The following is an 18,250-nucleotide window of genomic DNA, read 5'->3' as shown; positions in this document are numbered from 1 at the left end:
GTCTGCGGCCGAGCCGTCCGCCGGGGCACCAGCCAAGCCCTTGCCCAAGCCGCATGCCAAGGCACCTGCCGGACAAACTAACGCACGACGCCGCCTGCAAGAGACCGCCGAGCGTATCGGCGCGCGAGTCCGTGCAATGGACAAGGTGTCCCCCACCGGGCTGTGCTTCGCGCTCGCGTTTCTGTGCGTTTCGCTTGCGCCCTCGCTCATACCCCGCACCTGGGGTTTCCAGGGCGTACTGAGCGGGCTGTGCGCGGCGGGTGGATACGGTTTGGGTTCCGCGATCGGGGCGTTCACACGTTGGCTCGGCTTCAAGCACACGTGGTCCAAGAAGACGTCCAAGATCCTGTGGTTGATCCTGGCGGCCCTCGCCTTGATCCTAATTCCGCTATTTGTCATTCTCGGCTCGCGTTGGCAGACCGAGCTTCGCCTGCTAATGGGCATGGAGGCGGATGGCCCCACCCACGTTCTCGGCCAGCTGGGTCTTGCGCTGCTCACCGCCTTCGCGGTCGTGTTTGTGGGCCGCAATCTGCTGCGCGCGATCCGCTGGGTCACGCGCAAGTTGTCTCGATGGATTCCCCGGCGCGCCGCCGTGCTCGCGGGCTCGATCATTGTGGCCATCGCCTTCCTAACGCTCATCGATGGCACGCTCGTGCGCGGTTCCATGGCGCTCCTCAACAACATTTACTCGGCGACTGACCGTGACACCCCGCCACACGCCGTACAGCCAACCTCGCCTGCGCGCTCCGGCTCACCAGACTCCGAGTCCAGCTGGGAGTCGCTCGGATACCAGGGCCGCGCCTTTGTTGGCCAAGGGCCCTCACAAGAAGAACTTCAAGAGTTTGCGGACACTACCCCAGCGCTCAAGGGGGTCACTGCCAAGGACCCCATCCGGGTCTACGCGGGCCTCGCCGAGGACGATTAGCTCACAGACACCGCCGCCCAGGTCGTGGCAGAGCTCGACCGCACCAACGCGTGGGACCGAGACGTGCTCATGGTGGCCACAGCAACGGGAACCGGGTGGATCGACCCGGCAATGAGCAACACGCTCGAGTTCCAACATGCCGGCGACACTGCTATCGCATCCATGCAGTACTCGTTCCTGCCCAGTTGGGTTTCCTTCCTCAGCGACCGGGACACCCCACCAGCAGCCGGAAAGGCTCTGTTTGAAGCCGTCTATGCGGCGTGGCTGGAGAAGCCTGAGGCGTCCCGCCCAAAGATCTACGTGTATGGCCTCTCCCTCGGCTCGTACGGCATGCAGGGGGCGTTCTCCGGCCTCCAGGACATCAACGAGCGCTCCAACGGCGCATTGTTTGTGGGAACTCCAAACTTCACACCTATGTGGCGCCAGACCACCGACTCCCGAGACCCAGGATCTCCCGAGATCACCCCGGTCATCAATGGCGGCCACCAGGTGAGGTTCTCCACCAAGGCCAATGCCGCGGACGACCTGTGGAATCTCAAGAAGGACTGGCGCTCGCCTCGCGTGGTCTACCTCCAGCACGCCTCGGATGCCGTCACGTGGTGGTCCATGGACCTGCTGTGGAACAGCCCCGATTGGCTCAACGAGCCCGCCGGCCCAGACCGTCGAGTCAACATGGTGTGGACCCCGATTGTTACGTTCCTTCAGGTCACGTTCGACATGCTGGTCTCCGGCGGAGTGCCCTACGGCCACGGCCATATGTACCGGTTGGAGTATGCTGACGCTCTAGGTGCAATTACCGAGGTGACCGGGTGGAGCGAGTCCGACTACAACCTGCTCCGTAATCGCATCGCAGAGTTTGATAAATCCGCTTCTTGACCCCAAAGGACGAACACAATGACCGTGTTGGTTGCATACAACGAAACCCCTCAAGGCAAGGCTGCCTTCGCCGCGGCCGTTGAAGAGTCAGAGCGCCGCGAGACCAACCTTGTAGCTCTCGTGCTTACTCCTCAGCCAAACGACGCACCCATCCCTTCGCAGTTGGGCGCTCTCATTTCCGCGCACGGCAAGGACGTGGAGGTGTCCTTCCGCAGCGACAAGATCGACGTAGCCGACGCCATCCTCGACCACGCCGAGCGCATCGACGCCGAGATTATCGTCCTCGGCGCCCGCAAGCGCACGCCCGTGGGCAAGTTCCTGCTCGGCTCGACCACCCAGCGCATCCTGCTGGACGCCTCGGTTCCGGTCCTCGTGATCAAGGCCGGCGAGTAGGTCCCTAGTCTGGCGGCGCTCTAGCCCCGCTTCTCTTTGTGCCGAGATCCTAGTTACGGCGGTGAGTTCCTAGCTGTCGCTAGGAACTCACCGTTGCGGCTAGGATCTCGGTTTCTATTTACGACGATCATGCTCAGGTTCCGGCCCCACGCCCAGACCCAGCGCGCGCGCTGGGACGGGAGGTGCGCTGGGCCCCAGGTCGATCGTCGAGAATCAGAGAGTCCCTGTGCTGGGACCGAAACCTTTGGTGAGAACAAAAAGGATTGCGTCCTGGGCTTGAATGAGAGCTCGCTCGTGGGCGGGACTGAAACCTGAGGGGAAAACAAAAAGATCGAGAGTCTTAAGACTCTCGATCTTTGTTTCGTAGCGGGGACAGGATTTGAACCTGCGACCTCCGGGTTATGAGCCCGGCGAGCTACCGAGCTGCTCCACCCCGCGTCGGCTTCATAAGCATATGCGAACCTGCACGCGGGAAGCAATCCGAATACGTGTGACCCCTGTTACGTACCACTCTCAGGGCCTTAAAACAGTGGTGGGGCGGGCGCTTGGCGCCCGCCCCACCACGTTACGATCCGTGCCCACAGGGCACACCAACCGCTACCAGCCTCTCAGCAAACGAGTCTAGAGCAGTGAACGCATAGTTCCCAGAGGCGCTTCTGGAGCGGTCAATCGAGCCGGGTCGGCGTCCGAACGTGGCTCAGTCAACGATCGTCGCACCAAAGCGGAAGACCCGCTCCTGACTTGGCAGCAGCCGAACCTCGTGCTCGCGGTCTGGGCGGTTGAAGGCGTCCGTGGTGGACTCAACAGGTTCGATCGCGATGGAGCCGCGGGGTACTGGGAATGATCCGCCCGTGTAGATCAGCACGGTGCCCCGGTCCTGCCAGATTTCGAGGCCCTTTCGGGTTTCAGGCTCGAGCAGTGTCGTGCGGATGATGCCGTCCTCGTCCGCAACTAGGCGGTCCCAGGCGTCATCGTAGTCGACGCCCTCCATGGTGGCGTGCACAAGGTCGTCCTCACGCTCGAGGTACGCTGCGTCCCCCGCGAGTGGCACTAGGTGTTCATCCATGGCAATGCGAGCACGGCCTGGGACCTTCAGTTCCAGATCGTTGAAGGTCTCGTGACCCGGCAGACGGAAGTAAGGGTGCCATCCAAACCCGGCGGGCAGATCGACGTCTCCTACGTTGCGGTAGGAGAAGCTCACGTTCAGTCCAGAGGTGGTCAGCTCGAAGCGCACAGCCACGTCCAGCGAGAACGGGTACCAGTCGTACTGGCCCTCGCGAATCTCGTAGGAGAACGTCAGCGCGGCCTGCTCAGGGTTGTCGAGCTCAGCACCCTCAAAGACCCAGTCGTTCAGGCGCACAAACCCGTGGATGACCTCAGGGTCAGCTTCGGTCTGCTTTGGGACCGCGTAGGTCACGCCGTCCCACGTGTACTCGTTGTTACGCAGGCGGTTAGCAAACGGAAACAGCAGGCCGTTGCGCATACCCGCCTGGGAGTCGAAGTCCTCCTCCGAGACAAACCCGGCCACGAGGTCACCGTGAACGCCCTTGAACGGGGCGCGCCAGGACAGCAGGGTAGCGCCCTTGACTGCGACCTCAATCGTCGCGCCAGTAGCCCCCAACTGGAGGATCTTGGTGGGAAGCGAGCCGAGGCTCCCCTCGGTCAAGGTGTTCAATGCGCCTTCAGTGCGTGACATGTGATGAGTCCAAAACCTAGTGCGCCGTGGCGCGTGAATGTTCCACTCCATTTTGCCCGGCCACGGGGTAAACAATCCATCCGGCGCGCATCATTCGGTCATTCACCTGCCACCCTGAGTGATTTTGGACAGCAAAAAGGCCGAGAGTCCTAAGACTCTCGACCTTTGTTTCGTAGCGGGGACAGGATTTGAACCTGCGACCTCCGGGTTATGAGCCCGGCGAGCTACCGAGCTGCTCCACCCCGCGTCGGCTTCATAAGCATACGACACCTCGAGGGGCAGCGCACTATGACCGCAGTTACCAATGGTCCGCAATGCCTCCGGGAACCGCACCAACACGCCAAAACGATCGGCGGTGTGCGCTCCCTCACAGGAAGGGTGGTACACCGCCGATCGGTGCGGAAATCTCGCGTTGAGCGCTACTTACCCAAGGCATCCTCGGCAGCGATCGCTGCCTCAACTGCCTTCTGGAGGCGCTCCTGTGCCTCGCCATACTTGGCAAAGTCACCGGCGGTCAGAGCCTTACTCGAGTCCTCCATTGCCTTCTTGGCGTCCTGCAGAGCGTTGTTCAACGTGGTCTGTGGGTCGGAGCCTCCGGTCGATGGAGCTGTAGGCTCAGTCGGCTCAGTGGTCTCAGTTGGCTCAGGCGATGGAGAAGGCGTTCCGGTCTCTCCCCCTGCATCAGGGGTCGGGTCAACCGGGATGCCCTCGTCGGTCACCTCTGCGTCACCCGCATCGGCACCGGACGAACCTCCAAACACTGCGTCAAGCGCCTCATCGAGGGTGTCTGCCAACTCAACCTCGTTACCGAACGACACGAGCACCTTACGGAGCAGTGGGAACTGAGTACCGGAGGATGCCTGGACGTAGACAGGCTGGACGTAGAGCAGACCGCCACCGACAGGAAGGGTCAGCAGGTTGCCGTTCAGCACGGTTGCCTGGTTGTTCTTCAACCAGCCGAGTTGGGTCGCGATCTCCGAATCTGAGGTGAAGTTGTTCTGCACCTGACCTGGGCCCGGGATCGTAGAACCTCGCGGAAGCTCAAGGAGCCTTAATTTTCCGTAGTCCTCGTTAGGCGAACCTGCAACGTTGCCCGCTTCGGAGTTCACCGCCAAGTAACCAGTCAGTACGTTTCGGCCACCACTACCGCCCGCAATGAACGAGGTCGACAGCGAGAAGGTAGGGTCATCCTGGCCTGGCATCTGCAGGGTCTGGTAGTACGGAGGCTGGTCCACGTTGGTTGTTGCGTTGTTTGTTGGATCCTCTGGGTTACGCCAGAAGTCCTGGCCCGAGTAGAACTCGGCCGCAGTGTTCACGTGGTAGCGGGTGAGCAGCGTGCGCTGGACCTTGAAAAGGTCCTCCGGGTACCGGATGTGGCTCATAAGGTCAGAGGAGATCTCACTCATCGGCTGGACAGCGTCAGGGAAGACCTTCTGCCACGCCTGAAGGATGGGGTCCTCGTTGTCCCAGGCGTACAGGGTCACGCTGCCGTCGTAGGCGTCCACGGTGGCCTTGACCGAGTTACGGATGTAGTTCACTTCCTGTGGGAGTAGAGCCTGGATAGTCTGGCCGTTAGGACCCGTGATCGTGGCCGTGGCCTCGTCGAGCGCTGCGGACGTGGAGTACGGCATGTTGTTAGACGTGGTGTATCCGTCGATGATCCACTTGACGCGCCCGTCTACAACCGCGGGGTAAACGCGGTTATCGAGGGTCAGGAACGGCGCAACCTTCTGCACGCGCTCCGCAGGGTCGCGGTCGTAGATGATCTGCGATTCCTCGTTCACGAGCGAGGAGAACACAATCTGTTCGTCGCCGAACTTGATTGCGTACAGCAGCTTGTTCCACATGTTGCCAACGGATGGGCCAACCTCAACCTTGTTGGTTGGGAAGGTCGTGTTGACCTGCCCCGAACCCTCATCGGTTGGGAAGTCCAGCTCGCGCGCCTCAGAGCCGTCTGGCGCGCCCACGATCGAGTACGAAGGGGCCTTGGGGCTGAAGTAGATGCGTGGCTCGTATCCATCGGTGTCGAGGTCGGTCAGGCCGCCAACGGAGGGGATGCCACCCTCGTAGAAGGCCGGACGGCCGTCCTCGCCGATCTGGTTACCATAGGCCGCAACAACTCCATATCCGTGGGTGTAGACGGTGTGGTCGTTGACCCAGGTGCGCTGGTCGTTGCTCAGGCCGGTCAGGTCGAGCTCGCGCACTGCGATCACCGTGTCGCGGGACTCTCCGTCAATGGTGTACCTGTCCACGGACAGCTGCTCAGCAAAGTTGTAGTAACCACGGTTCTGCTGGAGTTGGCGGAATGACGGCGACACAATGTTCGGGTCGAGGAGTCGAATCGACGCGGTGGTCTCAGCATCCTCGCGCAGAGCGTTCTTCTCTGCGGTCGTCTTTGCGTCATACGGCGTGACATCGATGTCATCGAGGCCAAAAGCGGACCGCGTCGAGTCGATGTTGCGCTGGATGTACTCTGACTCCATTTGCTGCGCGTTCGGGTTGACCTGGAAACGCTGCACAACCCATGGGTACAGGGTGCCAACGATGATCGAGGACACGATCATGAGTCCCACGCCGATGGCCGGGAGCTTCCAGTTTTCGCGCCACATGTTGACAAGGAACAGGAGCGCAACAAGCACAGCAACGCCCGCAAGGATCAACTTGGCAGGGATGACTGCGTTGACGTCCGCGTAGTTGGCGCCGTCGAACTTTTCACCGCCGCGAAGTAGGAGTGAGTAGCGGTCGAGCAGGTAGTTTGCCCCGAGCAGCAGCAGTCCGATGCCGGCAAGAAGCGAGATCTGGATGCGTGCGGACTTCACAACGCTGGTCTTGCGTCCGGCCTGGCCGATCGCGATGCCGCCGTAAAGGTAGTGAGTGACGATCGCGCCGATGGCGGCAATGATTATGGCTGCAAGGAAGAAGTTCACTACAAAACGCAGAATTGGCAGCGTAAAGATGTAGAACGAGTAGTCGAGTCCGAACTGTGGATCGCTGTCGCCAAAGCTGACCTTGTTCATCCACAGCAGGAACGTTGACCACTGCGACTGCGCGGCGAGTCCGGCAAAGAAGCCCACAACTGCGGGAATGCCCCAGACGAGTGCCTGGCGCAGCGGCTCGATGGCCTCGCGGTACTGGTCCAGTGTGGCCTGCTCTGGCGTGGTCGGCGCATAGATCGGGCGCTTCTTGTAGGCAACCTGAAGGTTGACCCACACAATCGCTGCCATGAGCACAAAGGCAAGCACGAACAGAATCGCGCGGGCACCCCACTGCGTCAGCAGGACTTCGCGGAACCCGACTTGGGTGAACCAGAGAATCTCGGTCCAGAACTGTGCAGCAAGGAACACCACTCCGATCACAGCTGCCACAAAGACAACAGTGATCGCAAGCGGGCTTGGCCCTCTTCTCGCTGAACTACTTGGCGGCGCTGGCCTGCGCGGTGACGCGGCAAAAGACACGGCGGTAAATCCTCGCTAACGTTGTGCGCGTGGCACGAGCCACACAGCGGATCACGCATTGGTGGGCTCACCCGGTGGGCGATCCCCGTTTCAATACTCGGTCTAACCGTTTGAACGTACTTGAGTAGTTCAAGGTTCCCACACTTCTTTCACACCGCACGCCTCGGGATTAATGGGCTATCGGCTCTCCGGCGTGTCATTCTGGTGCTATGTCACGACCATTTGCAGAAGGTTTAGGTTCCAGCCAGCGCGCTCTGGCTGATGCGGTCTCGGAAATTGAGCGCCACGTCTCACGGGGTGGATGGGATGGCCCCATCCGGGTCTTCGCGCTGATCAAGACCCAGGACGCGATCGCCACCGACCCTGAACTCGCGGCCCAGTTGCCTGCGCAAACCGTAGCCGCCGCTCAGGAAGACCCTGAGCACCTCACATCGGTCGAGCAGGAAGACCTCCCAGACGCACCATCGCTCGAGGAACTGCTCGCCTACATCACGTGGCCGGCTTCTGTGGTTGGTTGCGCGGTGGTCACCGAACAGCTCATCCTGCCGCCCTCTGCCGAGGCCGGAATTCCCGACGATCCTGCCGCAGCATTGCAGTACGTCACCACCCATCCGGACCGTGAGGACGTCCGCATGGCGGTTGGCACGACCCGTGCGGGTGACTCGTGGTGCGCAGTGCGCACCCGCTCCAACGACAACGACCTCGAAGTTGCGCACGGCGCCGAACTCGTGCCACAACTGATTCTCGCTGTGCGCGGGACGCTAGAACCGTAAGGTCGCCTCCCGCACCCACGCTGGGCGCTTCGTTGCGCGCAGTCGTAACCAAAATCGTCGAAAATCAGGTGCGCATGGCGCACACAATGGGTGAGGGGCCGGGCACATGCCCGGCCCCTCACCCATTGACTTGTGTCGTGGCCTCAGCTGCACGTTGGCAGCGAGTCGGTCTGTCCGCCGCCGATTGCCTTGACGGCCGTCCACGCGTCCTCGAGGGTTTCCACTGCGACGACCTGAAGGCCATCGGGAACATGGCCCACAACCTCGTTGCAGTTGGACTCGGGCGCGAGGAAGTACGTTGCGCCGTCGCGCTTGGCGCCCCAGAGCTTCTGCTGGATTCCGCCGATCGCACCCACCTGCCCCCGAGTGTCCATCGTTCCAGTGCCCGCGATGATCGCGCCGTTCGCTTCATCGGGCTCGGTCAATTTGTCCATGATGCCCAACGCGAGCATCGTGCCCGCACTCGGACCGCCGATATTTGGGATCGTAATGTTGACATCGACTGGGAAGTCGAACTCCGGGTCGAGCGCAATTCCGAGGCGCGAACCGGACTTGTCCTCGTTCGGCGCCGTCGTGATCGTGGCCTCGCCCTCCTTGCCGTCACGCGTGTAGCCGAGCGTGATGGAAGTTCCCGGCTTGATCGCATTCAAGGTGTCGATAAGGCCGTTGTACGAGTTGAGTGCCGAACCGTCGAGCGAGACAAGGACGTCGCCCTCATTGATCTTTCCCTTGGCCGGTGAGTCGTCAAGCAGGAAACCAACGTTCAGGGTGGTTGGGACGTCGTACCCCAGTTCGGTGAGCGCGGCGTAGGTCGCGTTCTCTTGCGATGACACCATCTCCGCCTGGTTCTGGGTCTGCACCTGCTCAGAGGTTGCGTCCGGTGGGAAAACGGTTTCCACAGGAAAAACCGCCCGCTCTGGATCCAGCCAGCCGCGGATCACCTGCGCAAAGTTGACGTCGAAGCCCGGTCCGCCGGAGACACCCACCGTGGTGAGCCGGAGCTGACCCGTGGTCGGAAAGACATCCGCGTTCTCAATCTGGATCAGGTCCTTGGAGTTCACTAGCCCCAGCACGTCCTTGGTGGGACCGGGCGACTTCACCACGTACGGGGCGGGGATGACCATGAGGCCACCCACCACGAGGAAGGTAACAATCGCCGAGATCGCGAGGGTGCGGGAACGTTGACGCGACGGCTCGCGCTTTTCATTACGGAACTTCACAAGGTACATAGTGCTAGATATTCCTTAAAAGTTCCTGTAATGCGTGCACACTGGGACGTTCTCGGGGCACTTGTGCCTGCTATTTGCGGCCCTGCCGCCATAGCGCAGCCGTGGACAAGAGTGCCACCGCCGCACCCGCGGCGCCCAGTGCAGCCGCATCCTTGTGACCCACCCTGCGCCCACCCACGCCAAACTTTCCGCGCGTCTCCTCGATCACGAGTCGTAGGCAATCCTGGGACGAGACCTCGGGCCGCCACCCCGCGTCCAGTAGGCGCTCGGGAAACACCGACCATGGGTACACCGCAAGCTCCATGTCCGTCGGTGGCGCCGGCAAAACGCCCACCTTGTGCAGCTTGGTGGCTGTGGCAAACGCCGTGTCCACGCTGAGTTCTATGGATCGCATTGCTCCGATAGACAGGACTTCCTGCGTGGTGAGTTCGTCAACCTCGAACCCGCCGTCGGCCTCGGTGACAGCGCCGACCACGAGGATCCCTTCGAGCCCCTGCTCAATGCAAGTACGTGCCGCGGAAGCCACATCCTTGATGTGGACGAACTGCCAGCGCTTATCCACGCCCTTGATAACGAGGACTCGGGGTGCCTCAAAGTGCCTGGTCACTAGTGTGTCAATGCCCGGGCCCGCGATTGCAGCCGCACGCAGGACGCTCACCTTTGGCCTCGTGGGCGCGGGAAGTGCCTCCAGCGCAGCAAACAGCGCGTTCTCAAAGCAGGTCACATCGCTGACGAACCCATCGCGAACGGGATCCGCTGGGTCCTCATCACGGATGATGGGGCGCTCCGCCCACTGCCCGGACACCATGGCGCTGGAGATCACGACGATATGTGGGACCGCAGCGATTGCCGCGTCGAGGACGATCTGCTCAGCGCGTTCCTCGATCTCGGCCCTCCGGAAATCCTGCTTGACCGTGATGATCTGTTCAAAGTTCCCAAGGTGTGCCGCGACGATGACCGCACGCACGCCCGAAAACCTATGCGGCGAATGAGACTTGTCCGAGAGTTTCCGAGCGTCCAGTTCCTCGCGCACTCCACGTGCCACAGGCGAATCTCCCAGCACGACCACGTCATGTGGTTGCTGCGGGTCGCTCGTGCGCTCTGAGTGAACTGCGGCGCTCGCCACGGTTTTAGGCCCCCATGTACTCGGAAATGTGGTTACGGTTGAGGATAAGTCCTCTCCCGCACTTCTTATTCAGGAGACTCTATGAGCAACAACACTCCGGACAGCTCGGGCACGCCGGGCGATCCAAATCCTTCACAGTGGGAAGAAATCATGCGCTCGCTCTTTGGAGCCGACGCTGATCGCGCCCTTGAGGAGTTGCGGGCACGGGGAATCGATCCATCCAACCTCGCTGCCACGGGCCTCCCGTCCGATCCTGCGGCTCTCGCTCCCATGCTGGATCACGTTCGAAAGCTCCTTGCGAACGAGGGCGGCGGCGCCGTAAACGCGGATGTTGCCCACGATGTTGCACGTCAAGTCTCTGTTTCCGGCGGAGACCCCACCATCATGGCCAACCAGGAGCGCGAGGTCGTGCAGGCGCTTTCAGTCGCCGAACTCTGGCTCGACGCCGCCACCGAGTTCCCCCCATCGGGTGCAAAGTCCCGTGCGATGAGCCGCGCCCAATGGGTTGAGGCGACCCTCCCCGCGTGGGAGAAACTGGTGGAACCCGTTGCAAAATCGGTGTCCGCCGCGCTGGGTGAAATTCTCAAGAAGAACCTCCCCGAAGGCTTTGGAACCTCAAGCGATGAGCACATCGGGTTCGAGATTTCGGGCTTCCCAGGGATGCCATCCGCGCTCGAGGGAATCTTCTCGGGCGGAGCAGACTTTGACCCCTCCCGGATCATGAACCAGATTGGCGCCGCCGTGTTCGGTATGCAGATTGGCACCGCCGCGGGCACCCTGTCCAAGGAGGTCTTTGGCCTGACCGATGTTGGCGTCCCGCTATCCCAGGACCACGAGACGGTTCTGCTGCCCACCAACATTGATGCGTTCGCCGAGGGCCTCGACACCCCCATCTCTGAGGTGCGGATATTCCTCGCACTCCGCGAGGCGGCCCACGCCCGCCTGTTCGCCCACGTCCCGTGGCTGTCCTCCCACCTCGAAGCACTCATCGCGTCGTACGCGCGCGGCATCACCATCGACATGGAGGCCCTCGAGGGCCAGATGCGAGACATCGACCCTACAGACACCGGGGCCATGCAGGCCGCGCTATCCACCGGAGTCTTCGCAATCGAGTCCACCGAGGATCAAGAAGCCACTCTCGCGCGGCTCGAGACAGCTCTGGCCCTGATCGAGGGCTGGGTTGAGGTTGTGGTTGCGCAGGCCGCGATCGCGCATCTCCCCTCGTCTATTCCGCTGCGGGAAATGATGCGCCGGCGCCGTGCCGCCGGGGGGCCCGCCGAGCAGACGTTTGCATCCCTCGTGGGTCTCGAACTGCGCCCGCGACGCTCACGCGACGCTGCCACGCTGTGGCAGTTCATCGCGCAGGAGCGCGGTGCCGAAGCCCGCGATTCCATGTGGCAGCACCCTGACCTCCTACCTACGGATCAGGACCTTGACGATCCGACCGGCTACTTCACTCGACGAGAGGAGACCGGCGCCGAGATGAGTGACCTCGATGCCGCCCTCGCCGAGATCTTCCAGGCCGCAGATCAGGGCACCTTGGATGACCTCGAGCACTACCCTGACGAGGACGAGGATGGAGATGGCACCGACGGCCCCGAGACCTCAAGCGGTCAGGGCGACTCCGACGGTCCTTCCGCCAGGTAGCACTAACCTCCACAGACATTAGGAGCGGGCGCCACATGGGCGTCCGCTCCTTATGTGTGTGCTTCACATTATCGAAGATTATGGTTGGCTTCCCGCCGAATCACGCCGCGCCGGGATCCTCCTTGGCAAACGTGATCCCCTCAAGGAATCCGCGCGCGCGTTCCGTTTTGGGGTAGGCCTCGAGGTGGGCCCAGAAGTCCGGGCCATGCCCCTGCACAAGGATGTGTGTGAGTTCGTGGAGGATGACGTAGTCGATGACCCATTCCGGGAGACCCCGCAACCGGGTTGAGATCCTAATCGAGCGGTCGGGCATCGTGCACGAGCCCCAGCGCCGCTCCTGGTTATCCGACCACTTGATGGACATGGGTACTGCGCGTCCGTCGAGGTAGCGCACGTTGAGCGCGACGGCCCTCTCGAGCAGTTCATCGTCAGTGGGTCGACGCTTTGATTCCTTGGCTTCAAGCTTGGAAAGCATCTTTGCTACCCACTCGCGTTCTTGGGCGCGAGTGAACCTTGCCGGAATGGAAACGATCGTGACATCGCCGTCACGGTACGCACTTACGGTGGACTTTCGTCGCTTGCTTCGGCGCACCTCGACGTTCTCATTGGCGTGAAGAACAGAGGTAGGCATACTCAACCATAACCAGAACTTTTCAATATGTGACATTCCAAACATCCATGTCGCGAACAAGTGGAGGATTTTCTTCCTGTGGATTGAGCGTCCACCTATGCCCCACGTGGCATCGTCGAGACATGCACGCACACCCCGCTCTGCGCATCACGTTCCTCGATTCCGTCAGCGCTGACGTCCTCTTACCGAACGGCACAAACCTACGGCTCACCGATCTCCTACCCCTCGAACGCGAGTGGCTCAAAGAACTCGTGCGCCCGGAGTCGGCACGGGCGGTGGACACACGTGAGCCTCGGAGTGCCCGCCGCACCACGGAACACATCGAGTGGCTTTCGGCGCTCCTAGAGGATCACGGTGCACTGCGACGCAGACCCTGGCTCGACGCTGAGGTCACCACGGGCAGCGGTGCTCACGACGCATTGTCTTTGCGCTCGCTCGGTCTTGACGCAGCACGGGTCTTTGCCGCGCGCGGGTCCACGGGCGTCGTCCTCCGCGGGCTGAACTCGGCTGGATTGTATGCACTGCGCACGTTGGCAGCGGGTGGAATCAAGCGATTTCTGTTGGACGATGCCCTGCTAGAGACCCCCGGAGATACCCTGCCGGACCTCGTCACGGTCGGGGCCCGCGAACTCCCGCTACGAACGGCGATGGTGCGCGAACTCGAGAGTTTCCCCGGAGTTCGGATTGTCAACGAATCGGAGCCCGTTCATTTTGCGCTTGTCGGCGGGTATTCGCCGGCCCATCGCATGGACTCGATCGTCCTACAGGCCGAGGGCATTCCCCACGTGTTTCTGGGGCCCGGCGAGGGTGACTTGAGCGCATTCACGCTCGTAGGTCCGCTCGTACTCCCCTACGAGGCAGGCTGTCTGACCTGCGATGGCGCACAGTCATTTGTGGCACAGTTTCATTCGCTGGAACTCGGTGGTCGAGGGACGGTATCTGTCGGCGGAGGCTCATTGGGAGCCACAATCGCGGGTGGTTTCGCTGCGGCTGCCGCATTGCAGGTGGCTAGTGGGGTCGAGCCAAGCCTGCACAGGGAGGTCATCGCCGTTGATGGAATGGGCCGCACTCACAGCGTCGGATCGTTTGAGCCGGATGCGGAATGTATGTGCGCAACCACCGCCCGAGCTCGCGCTCTCGAACCGCTCACATAGTCCAGAAAAAGCGGCACGGCGCCGGCTTAACGGCCGGCGCCGTGACCTTGCGTCGATCGCACAGTGTCTGTGCCTTCGAGTGTGTGCTTTTCAGTTGTTCTTCTTGGTGAGAGCCGGCGAGCGGCTCAGTATCCCAGGTCCGTTGATCTCTCATCATCCCTGGACCTCGACCTTACGCGGACGCCCGCGCCCCCTCTTCTGGGCCACGATCGCCCCGTCAACGATGATCTCGCCGCCCCAGACGCCCCAGGGCTCGGCACGCTCGAGCGCTCCGGCCAGGCATGATGCCGCGATCGGGCACTGCGCACACAGAGCCTTGGCAACCGCCATGATTGGTGCCTGCTCTGCGAACCAGAGCTCTGGGTCTTCGTTGCGGCACGGAATCAGGCTGTCTACAAGGGACGTGAACTTGGCTCCCTCATCCTGGGAGAGAGGCCTAGCGGGAGCTGGCGTAACCCGGGCACTTGCGGTGCCGGTCGTGCTGGTAGTACCGGTCGTGTTGGTCGTGCTGGTGACAGAACGAGTCTGCGGACTCGAATGTGGCACTGGCGCGTTGATGATCTCAACGCTCTCTAATGTCGCTGCGATGCGCACTTGTTAATCCCCACTGATGTGTTTTCTCAAAAAGGTTGTACGTGTGGGATGCGCGGAGGTGGCGCACGTGTGCGCCGAATGAAACAGACTTGCGTCCGAACAAACAAAAACCGCGGATCCCTGGTGGGACTCCGCGGTGATTCCGATCAACTCAACCTAGTGCGATCTAGGCCGGTAGACCGAGCAGACTTGTCTGCCTACTACCGATGAGTTGAGTTCGAACAAAGCACGGAGCCCAAGATGTCTGGGAGTCCTCCAGGACGGAGGCCAGTGGAACGTAGGTGGAACATGCGATCCTTGAAATCACGCGCATTCCGCTCGATACGTTCGCACCCAGCAGTGGTGTAATTCATGTTCTTCATCTTGGCTCCACCTCCATTCGACTTTGGGATCAACGCACCGTAGCCTCGCGCCTCAACACCAAGAAAGTTCTGGATTGTGGCCCGTGACAGCGGCGAATTTCACCGTGCTTGTTTCGGACTCTTTCAACAGTAGGGGTCAGCTCGAAGGTCGGCAACTTATTTAACGAGTTTTTCAGAAGTTTTTTTCGAGGTGGTCCTTGATGAGCCCCAAAACGGTGTCTCCCCACCGTTCTGCGCGGTCCTGGCCAATGCTTCGAATCCTCATGAGCCCCTCCATCGAGGTGGGGCGCGACGTTGCCAAACGTTCCAGAACCGCCGTAGGCAGCACGGAGGATTTGGTCATTCCGGTCTCCTGTGCGACTGAATCTCTCCACCCCTTGAGCCGCGCGTACAAATCCTCATCGATATCCCCTGGCATCGGGATGTCCCGTCCGAAGTATCTCGACCCGACCTGCGTGCTGGTCTGTGGAGCCGCGGTGTTTGGCCACAGTCCTCGCAGGAACCGACTCATGGAGCGCGGGGCCCGAGAACCACCGGAGCGTGACTGGGAGTACGAGAGTTCGAGTTCGATGCGTGCACGTGTGATGCCCACGTACAGGAGCCTGCGTTCCTCGGCCACCGCCTCATCTGTCTCCGCGAGCGAGATCGGCATGAGGCCCTCGCTGAGCCCAGCAAGATAGACAACATCCCACTCGAGGCCCTTGGCCGCGTGCAGGGATGCCAGGGTAACCCCGTCAACGGTGGGTGCGTGCTGGTTACGGGCGCGCTCGTCAAGGTCTGCGATGAACTCTGGGAGGGACGTACCATGCTTGGACTCCATGTCCTGCGCAAGGGATACAAGAGCGTTGAGAGCGTCCCAGCGCTCGCGCGCGGCTCCCCTTCCAGAGGGTGGTGTGGCCGACCAGCCGAGGTTTGCTACGGCGTTGGACACGTGCGTGGTGAGTGGGTCTGCTGGATCAGCGGAGCGGACTGCGCCGCGCAGAAGAACGAGAGCGTCGCGCACGTCCTTACGGGCAAAGAACCTCTCGCCGCCGCGCACCACGTAGCTGATCGACGCGTCCGAGAGTGCGGTCTCGAAGGCCTCCGACTGCGCGTTCGTGCGGTACAGGATCGCAATGTCCTGGGCTTTGATGCCCGCCGCAAGGTTCCGCTTGATGCGGGCCGCAATGGATGAAGCCTCGGCTTCGTCGTCGGAGTAGGTGGAGAAGCCAATCTTCTTACCCGACTCGCGCTGCGCAACCAGCTCTAGGACGGGGTACGAGGTCTTCTTGGGCGCGTTCTTGAGCAGGCCGTTAGCAAGCTCGACAATCTGGGGAGTTGAACGATAGTCCCGCACGAGTCGAATCGTCGAAGCATCCTCGTACTTCTTGCCAAAGGTCAGCAGGTGGTGCGGGGTCGCCCCGGTGAACGAGTAGATGGTCTGGGAGGGGTCGCCCACAACGCACAGTTCCTTGCGGTCCCCGAGCCACTGGTCCAGCACAAACTGCTGAAGCGGCGAGACGTCCTGGTACTCGTCCACCACGAACCTGCGGTACTGCGAGCGCACCTCATTCGCCATGGCGCGGTTGTCGGCGAGCATCCCACCGAGCAGGAGCAGGACATCCTCGAAGTCGATGACCCCGCGTAGTTCCTTGACCTCCTCGTAAGCGGTCATGAGGCGCGTGACCGTGCGGTGGTCAAATCCGACCGGCGCAGGGCGACCAATCGACTGGCAGGCCTTTTCATAGTTCTCCGCGCTCACCATCGAGACCTTGCCCCACTCGACCTCGGTGGAGAGGTCTCGGATGGCAACCCGGTCCACCTCGAGGCCGAGCCTGCGCGCCGCCTCTGCGACAGCTTGAGCCTTGTGCTCCATGATGCGTGGCGGCGCCCCACCAATGACCTTGGGCCAGAAGTAGGACAACTGCTTCAGTGCAGCGGCATGGAAGGTTCGCGCCTGTACGCCCACAACCCCGAGGTCCCGAAGCCGGGTCCGCATCTCCCCCGCTGCGCGCGCGGTGAAGGTCACGGCGAGGACTGAGTTGGGCACGTAGGTGCCGGTCCGCACGCCGTACGCGATTCTGTGCGTGATCGCCCGTGTCTTGCCCGTTCCGGCCCCCGCGAGCACGCACACGGGTCCCGTCAGGGCCTGCGCGACCTCGCGCTGTTCTGGGTCGAGGGCGGACAGGATCTCATCCGGGGAAAGCAGTTGGGAGTTCATCGCGTCCATTGTCTCAGTCTCCACTGACACACGTGCCCACCATACACAGCCGTGCCCCTTCGATCGCAGCTGGGCGCCTACAGTACGGCCAAACCGCCAAGAAACGGCGGTCGAGTTAGAAGGGCGATTCCCCGCGCATCCAGGTGTCGATCAGCGCGCGGGCAATTGAGGTCTTCCCTGGCAACGTCATCTGCCCGGCTCCGCACAGTTCGATCACCTGTTGGCGCGTGAACCAGTCCGCGGTCCGGATTTCTTCCTCGTCCACGGTGATGTCCGTGGAGGCAGCTTTACCAAAGAACCCCAGCATCAGCGAGGCCGGGAACGGCCACGGCTGAGACGCCATGTACCGCACCTCGCCGACCTCAATGTTGGATTCCTCGTGCACTTCACGCCTTACGGCATTCTCGAGCGACTCGCCCGGCTCCACGAATCCGGCCAGAGTGGAGTAGCGGCCTTGGGCCCAACGGCTCGAATTTCCCAGCAAGATGCGGTCCGAATCGTCCACGATCGCCATGATGACGGCCGGGTCCATGCGCGGGAAGATCTCAGTACGGCAGGTTCCGCACGTGCGGCTCCACCCCGACTGCGTCACCGTGTTGACTCCGCCGCAGCGCCCACAAAACCTGGCACTGTCGTGCCAGTTGGCCAAAGCGATCGCCGGGGTGACGACCCCTGCGAGGTCCGTGTTTGCTAGGTCCGCCAGGTCGCGCAGGGTCATGAAGGTAGTCTCGTCAACCCACTTCTGCACGCCCCGCCCATGTCCAGAGGTGGTCGGGATTTCCCTTGGCAGCACCGCCGCGAGCACGTCCACGTCCCCATCGCCCTCAGCGCCGAGCGACTGGGCCCGCACCTTGCCCACGTACACCCAGACCGCGCGGATCGCCTCCAGTGCGGCAACGTCGACCACATCCCAGTCCACCCATGGTGACCGGTCCTGGTGGCCCTGTGAATCGTCGATAATTTCCGACGATTGTGCCTCCGCACCAGCATCACGTGGCGACCCAGCATTCACAGCGAGCTGCCGATCGTGCACGATCAGCAGGCGCGTGGCGGGGTTCTCGCGCAGCCGCGCGATCAGTTGCGGGTCGCGGCGGGAGAACGCATCGCGTTCGAGCGAAGAATAAGCGAGGGGAAGAGTTGACCAATCCATCAAAACAGACTCTATAACGGATCAGATCCACCCACCCGA

14 protein-coding genes and 2 tRNA genes are annotated in these 18,250 nt (G+C 61.9%); 6 read left to right on the top strand and 10 right to left on the bottom strand.

Annotated features, from left to right (window positions below; genetic code table 11):
* The 3 genes from HGSM_RS13745 to HGSM_RS08075 form a co-directional block, all read left to right on the top strand.
* A partial coding sequence (locus tag HGSM_RS13745; protein ID WP_326550028.1) for an alpha/beta-hydrolase N-terminal domain-containing protein occupies positions 1-925 on the top strand: 925 nt, incomplete at its 5' end.
* A 24-nt stretch (positions 926-949) separates the two neighbouring features.
* Positions 950-1,801: an alpha/beta-hydrolase family protein gene (locus HGSM_RS13740; RefSeq protein WP_019148240.1), complete on the top strand. Its 852-nt coding sequence runs from the start codon at positions 950-952 to the stop codon at positions 1,799-1,801.
* Positions 1,802-1,819: 18 nt separating this feature from the next.
* Positions 1,820-2,194: a universal stress protein gene (locus tag HGSM_RS08075; protein ID WP_019148239.1), complete on the top strand. Its 375-nt coding sequence runs from the start codon at positions 1,820-1,822 to the stop codon at positions 2,192-2,194.
* Positions 2,195-2,558: 364 nt separating this feature from the next.
* Here HGSM_RS08075 and HGSM_RS08070 read toward each other — a convergent pair.
* The 4 genes from HGSM_RS08070 to HGSM_RS08055 form a co-directional block, all read right to left on the bottom strand.
* Positions 2,559-2,632, bottom strand: a tRNA-Met gene (locus HGSM_RS08070).
* A gap of 259 nt (positions 2,633-2,891) precedes the next feature.
* Positions 2,892-3,890 carry an aldose 1-epimerase gene (locus HGSM_RS08065; RefSeq protein ID WP_019148238.1) on the bottom strand — a complete coding sequence of 333 codons (999 nt, stop codon included), beginning with the start codon at positions 3,888-3,890 and terminating at the stop codon, positions 2,892-2,894.
* 173 nt (positions 3,891-4,063) lie between these two features.
* A tRNA-Met gene (locus tag HGSM_RS08060) sits at positions 4,064-4,137 on the bottom strand.
* 172 nt (positions 4,138-4,309) lie between these two features.
* Complete coding sequence (locus HGSM_RS08055) at positions 4,310-7,345, bottom strand: UPF0182 family membrane protein (protein WP_040594895.1); 3,036 nt, start codon at positions 7,343-7,345, stop codon at positions 4,310-4,312.
* Between the two features lie 209 nt (positions 7,346-7,554).
* On the opposite strand from HGSM_RS08055, the gene HGSM_RS08050 reads away from it, so the two are divergent.
* A complete protein-coding gene (locus HGSM_RS08050) occupies positions 7,555-8,118 on the top strand; it encodes a PPA1309 family protein (RefSeq protein WP_019148236.1) in 564 nt (187 codons plus the stop codon).
* Between the two features lie 143 nt (positions 8,119-8,261).
* Here HGSM_RS08050 and HGSM_RS08045 read toward each other — a convergent pair whose 3' ends face one another.
* On the bottom strand, positions 8,262-9,347 hold the full coding sequence (locus tag HGSM_RS08045; RefSeq protein ID WP_019148235.1) for a YlbL family protein: 1,086 nt from the start codon (positions 9,345-9,347) through the stop codon (positions 8,262-8,264).
* A gap of 70 nt (positions 9,348-9,417) precedes the next feature.
* Positions 9,418-10,473, bottom strand: a complete 1,056-nt coding sequence (locus HGSM_RS08040) for a Rossmann-fold NAD(P)-binding domain-containing protein (RefSeq protein ID WP_019148234.1) — start codon at positions 10,471-10,473, stop codon at positions 9,418-9,420.
* Between the two features lie 81 nt (positions 10,474-10,554).
* On the opposite strand from HGSM_RS08040, the gene HGSM_RS08035 reads away from it, so the two are divergent.
* Positions 10,555-12,120 carry a zinc-dependent metalloprotease gene (locus tag HGSM_RS08035; protein ID WP_019148233.1) on the top strand — a complete coding sequence of 522 codons (1,566 nt, stop codon included), beginning with the start codon at positions 10,555-10,557 and terminating at the stop codon, positions 12,118-12,120.
* Between the two features lie 100 nt (positions 12,121-12,220).
* Here the strand turns inward: HGSM_RS08035 and HGSM_RS08030 are convergent, their stop codons facing one another.
* The gene (locus HGSM_RS08030; protein ID WP_019148232.1) at positions 12,221-12,751 is read right to left on the bottom strand and encodes a M48 family metallopeptidase; all 531 of its coding nucleotides are present in this window, start codon (positions 12,749-12,751) and stop codon (positions 12,221-12,223) included.
* A 122-nt stretch (positions 12,752-12,873) separates the two neighbouring features.
* On the opposite strand from HGSM_RS08030, the gene HGSM_RS08025 reads away from it, so the two are divergent.
* Positions 12,874-13,905: a hypothetical protein gene (locus tag HGSM_RS08025; protein ID WP_019148231.1), complete on the top strand. Its 1,032-nt coding sequence runs from the start codon at positions 12,874-12,876 to the stop codon at positions 13,903-13,905.
* A gap of 153 nt (positions 13,906-14,058) precedes the next feature.
* Here the strand turns inward: HGSM_RS08025 and HGSM_RS15005 are convergent, their stop codons facing one another.
* The 3 genes from HGSM_RS15005 to nudC form a co-directional block, all read right to left on the bottom strand.
* Positions 14,059-14,499 carry a WhiB family transcriptional regulator gene (locus HGSM_RS15005; protein WP_019148230.1) on the bottom strand — a complete coding sequence of 147 codons (441 nt, stop codon included), beginning with the start codon at positions 14,497-14,499 and terminating at the stop codon, positions 14,059-14,061.
* A 534-nt stretch (positions 14,500-15,033) separates the two neighbouring features.
* Positions 15,034-17,070: an ATP-dependent DNA helicase UvrD2 gene (locus tag HGSM_RS08015; protein ID WP_040594967.1), complete on the bottom strand. Its 2,037-nt coding sequence runs from the start codon at positions 17,068-17,070 to the stop codon at positions 15,034-15,036.
* A 106-nt stretch (positions 17,071-17,176) separates the two neighbouring features.
* On the bottom strand, positions 17,177-18,211 hold the full coding sequence (gene nudC, locus HGSM_RS08010; protein WP_019148228.1) for an NAD(+) diphosphatase: 1,035 nt from the start codon (positions 18,209-18,211) through the stop codon (positions 17,177-17,179).
* Positions 18,212-18,250: the final 39 nt, after the last annotated feature.

The sequence above is a fragment of the Timonella senegalensis JC301 genome (assembly GCF_000312125.1).
Lineage (GTDB): Bacteria > Actinomycetota > Actinomycetes > Actinomycetales > Cellulomonadaceae > Timonella > Timonella senegalensis.
This window is presented reverse-complemented; position numbering and strand designations above follow the sequence as displayed.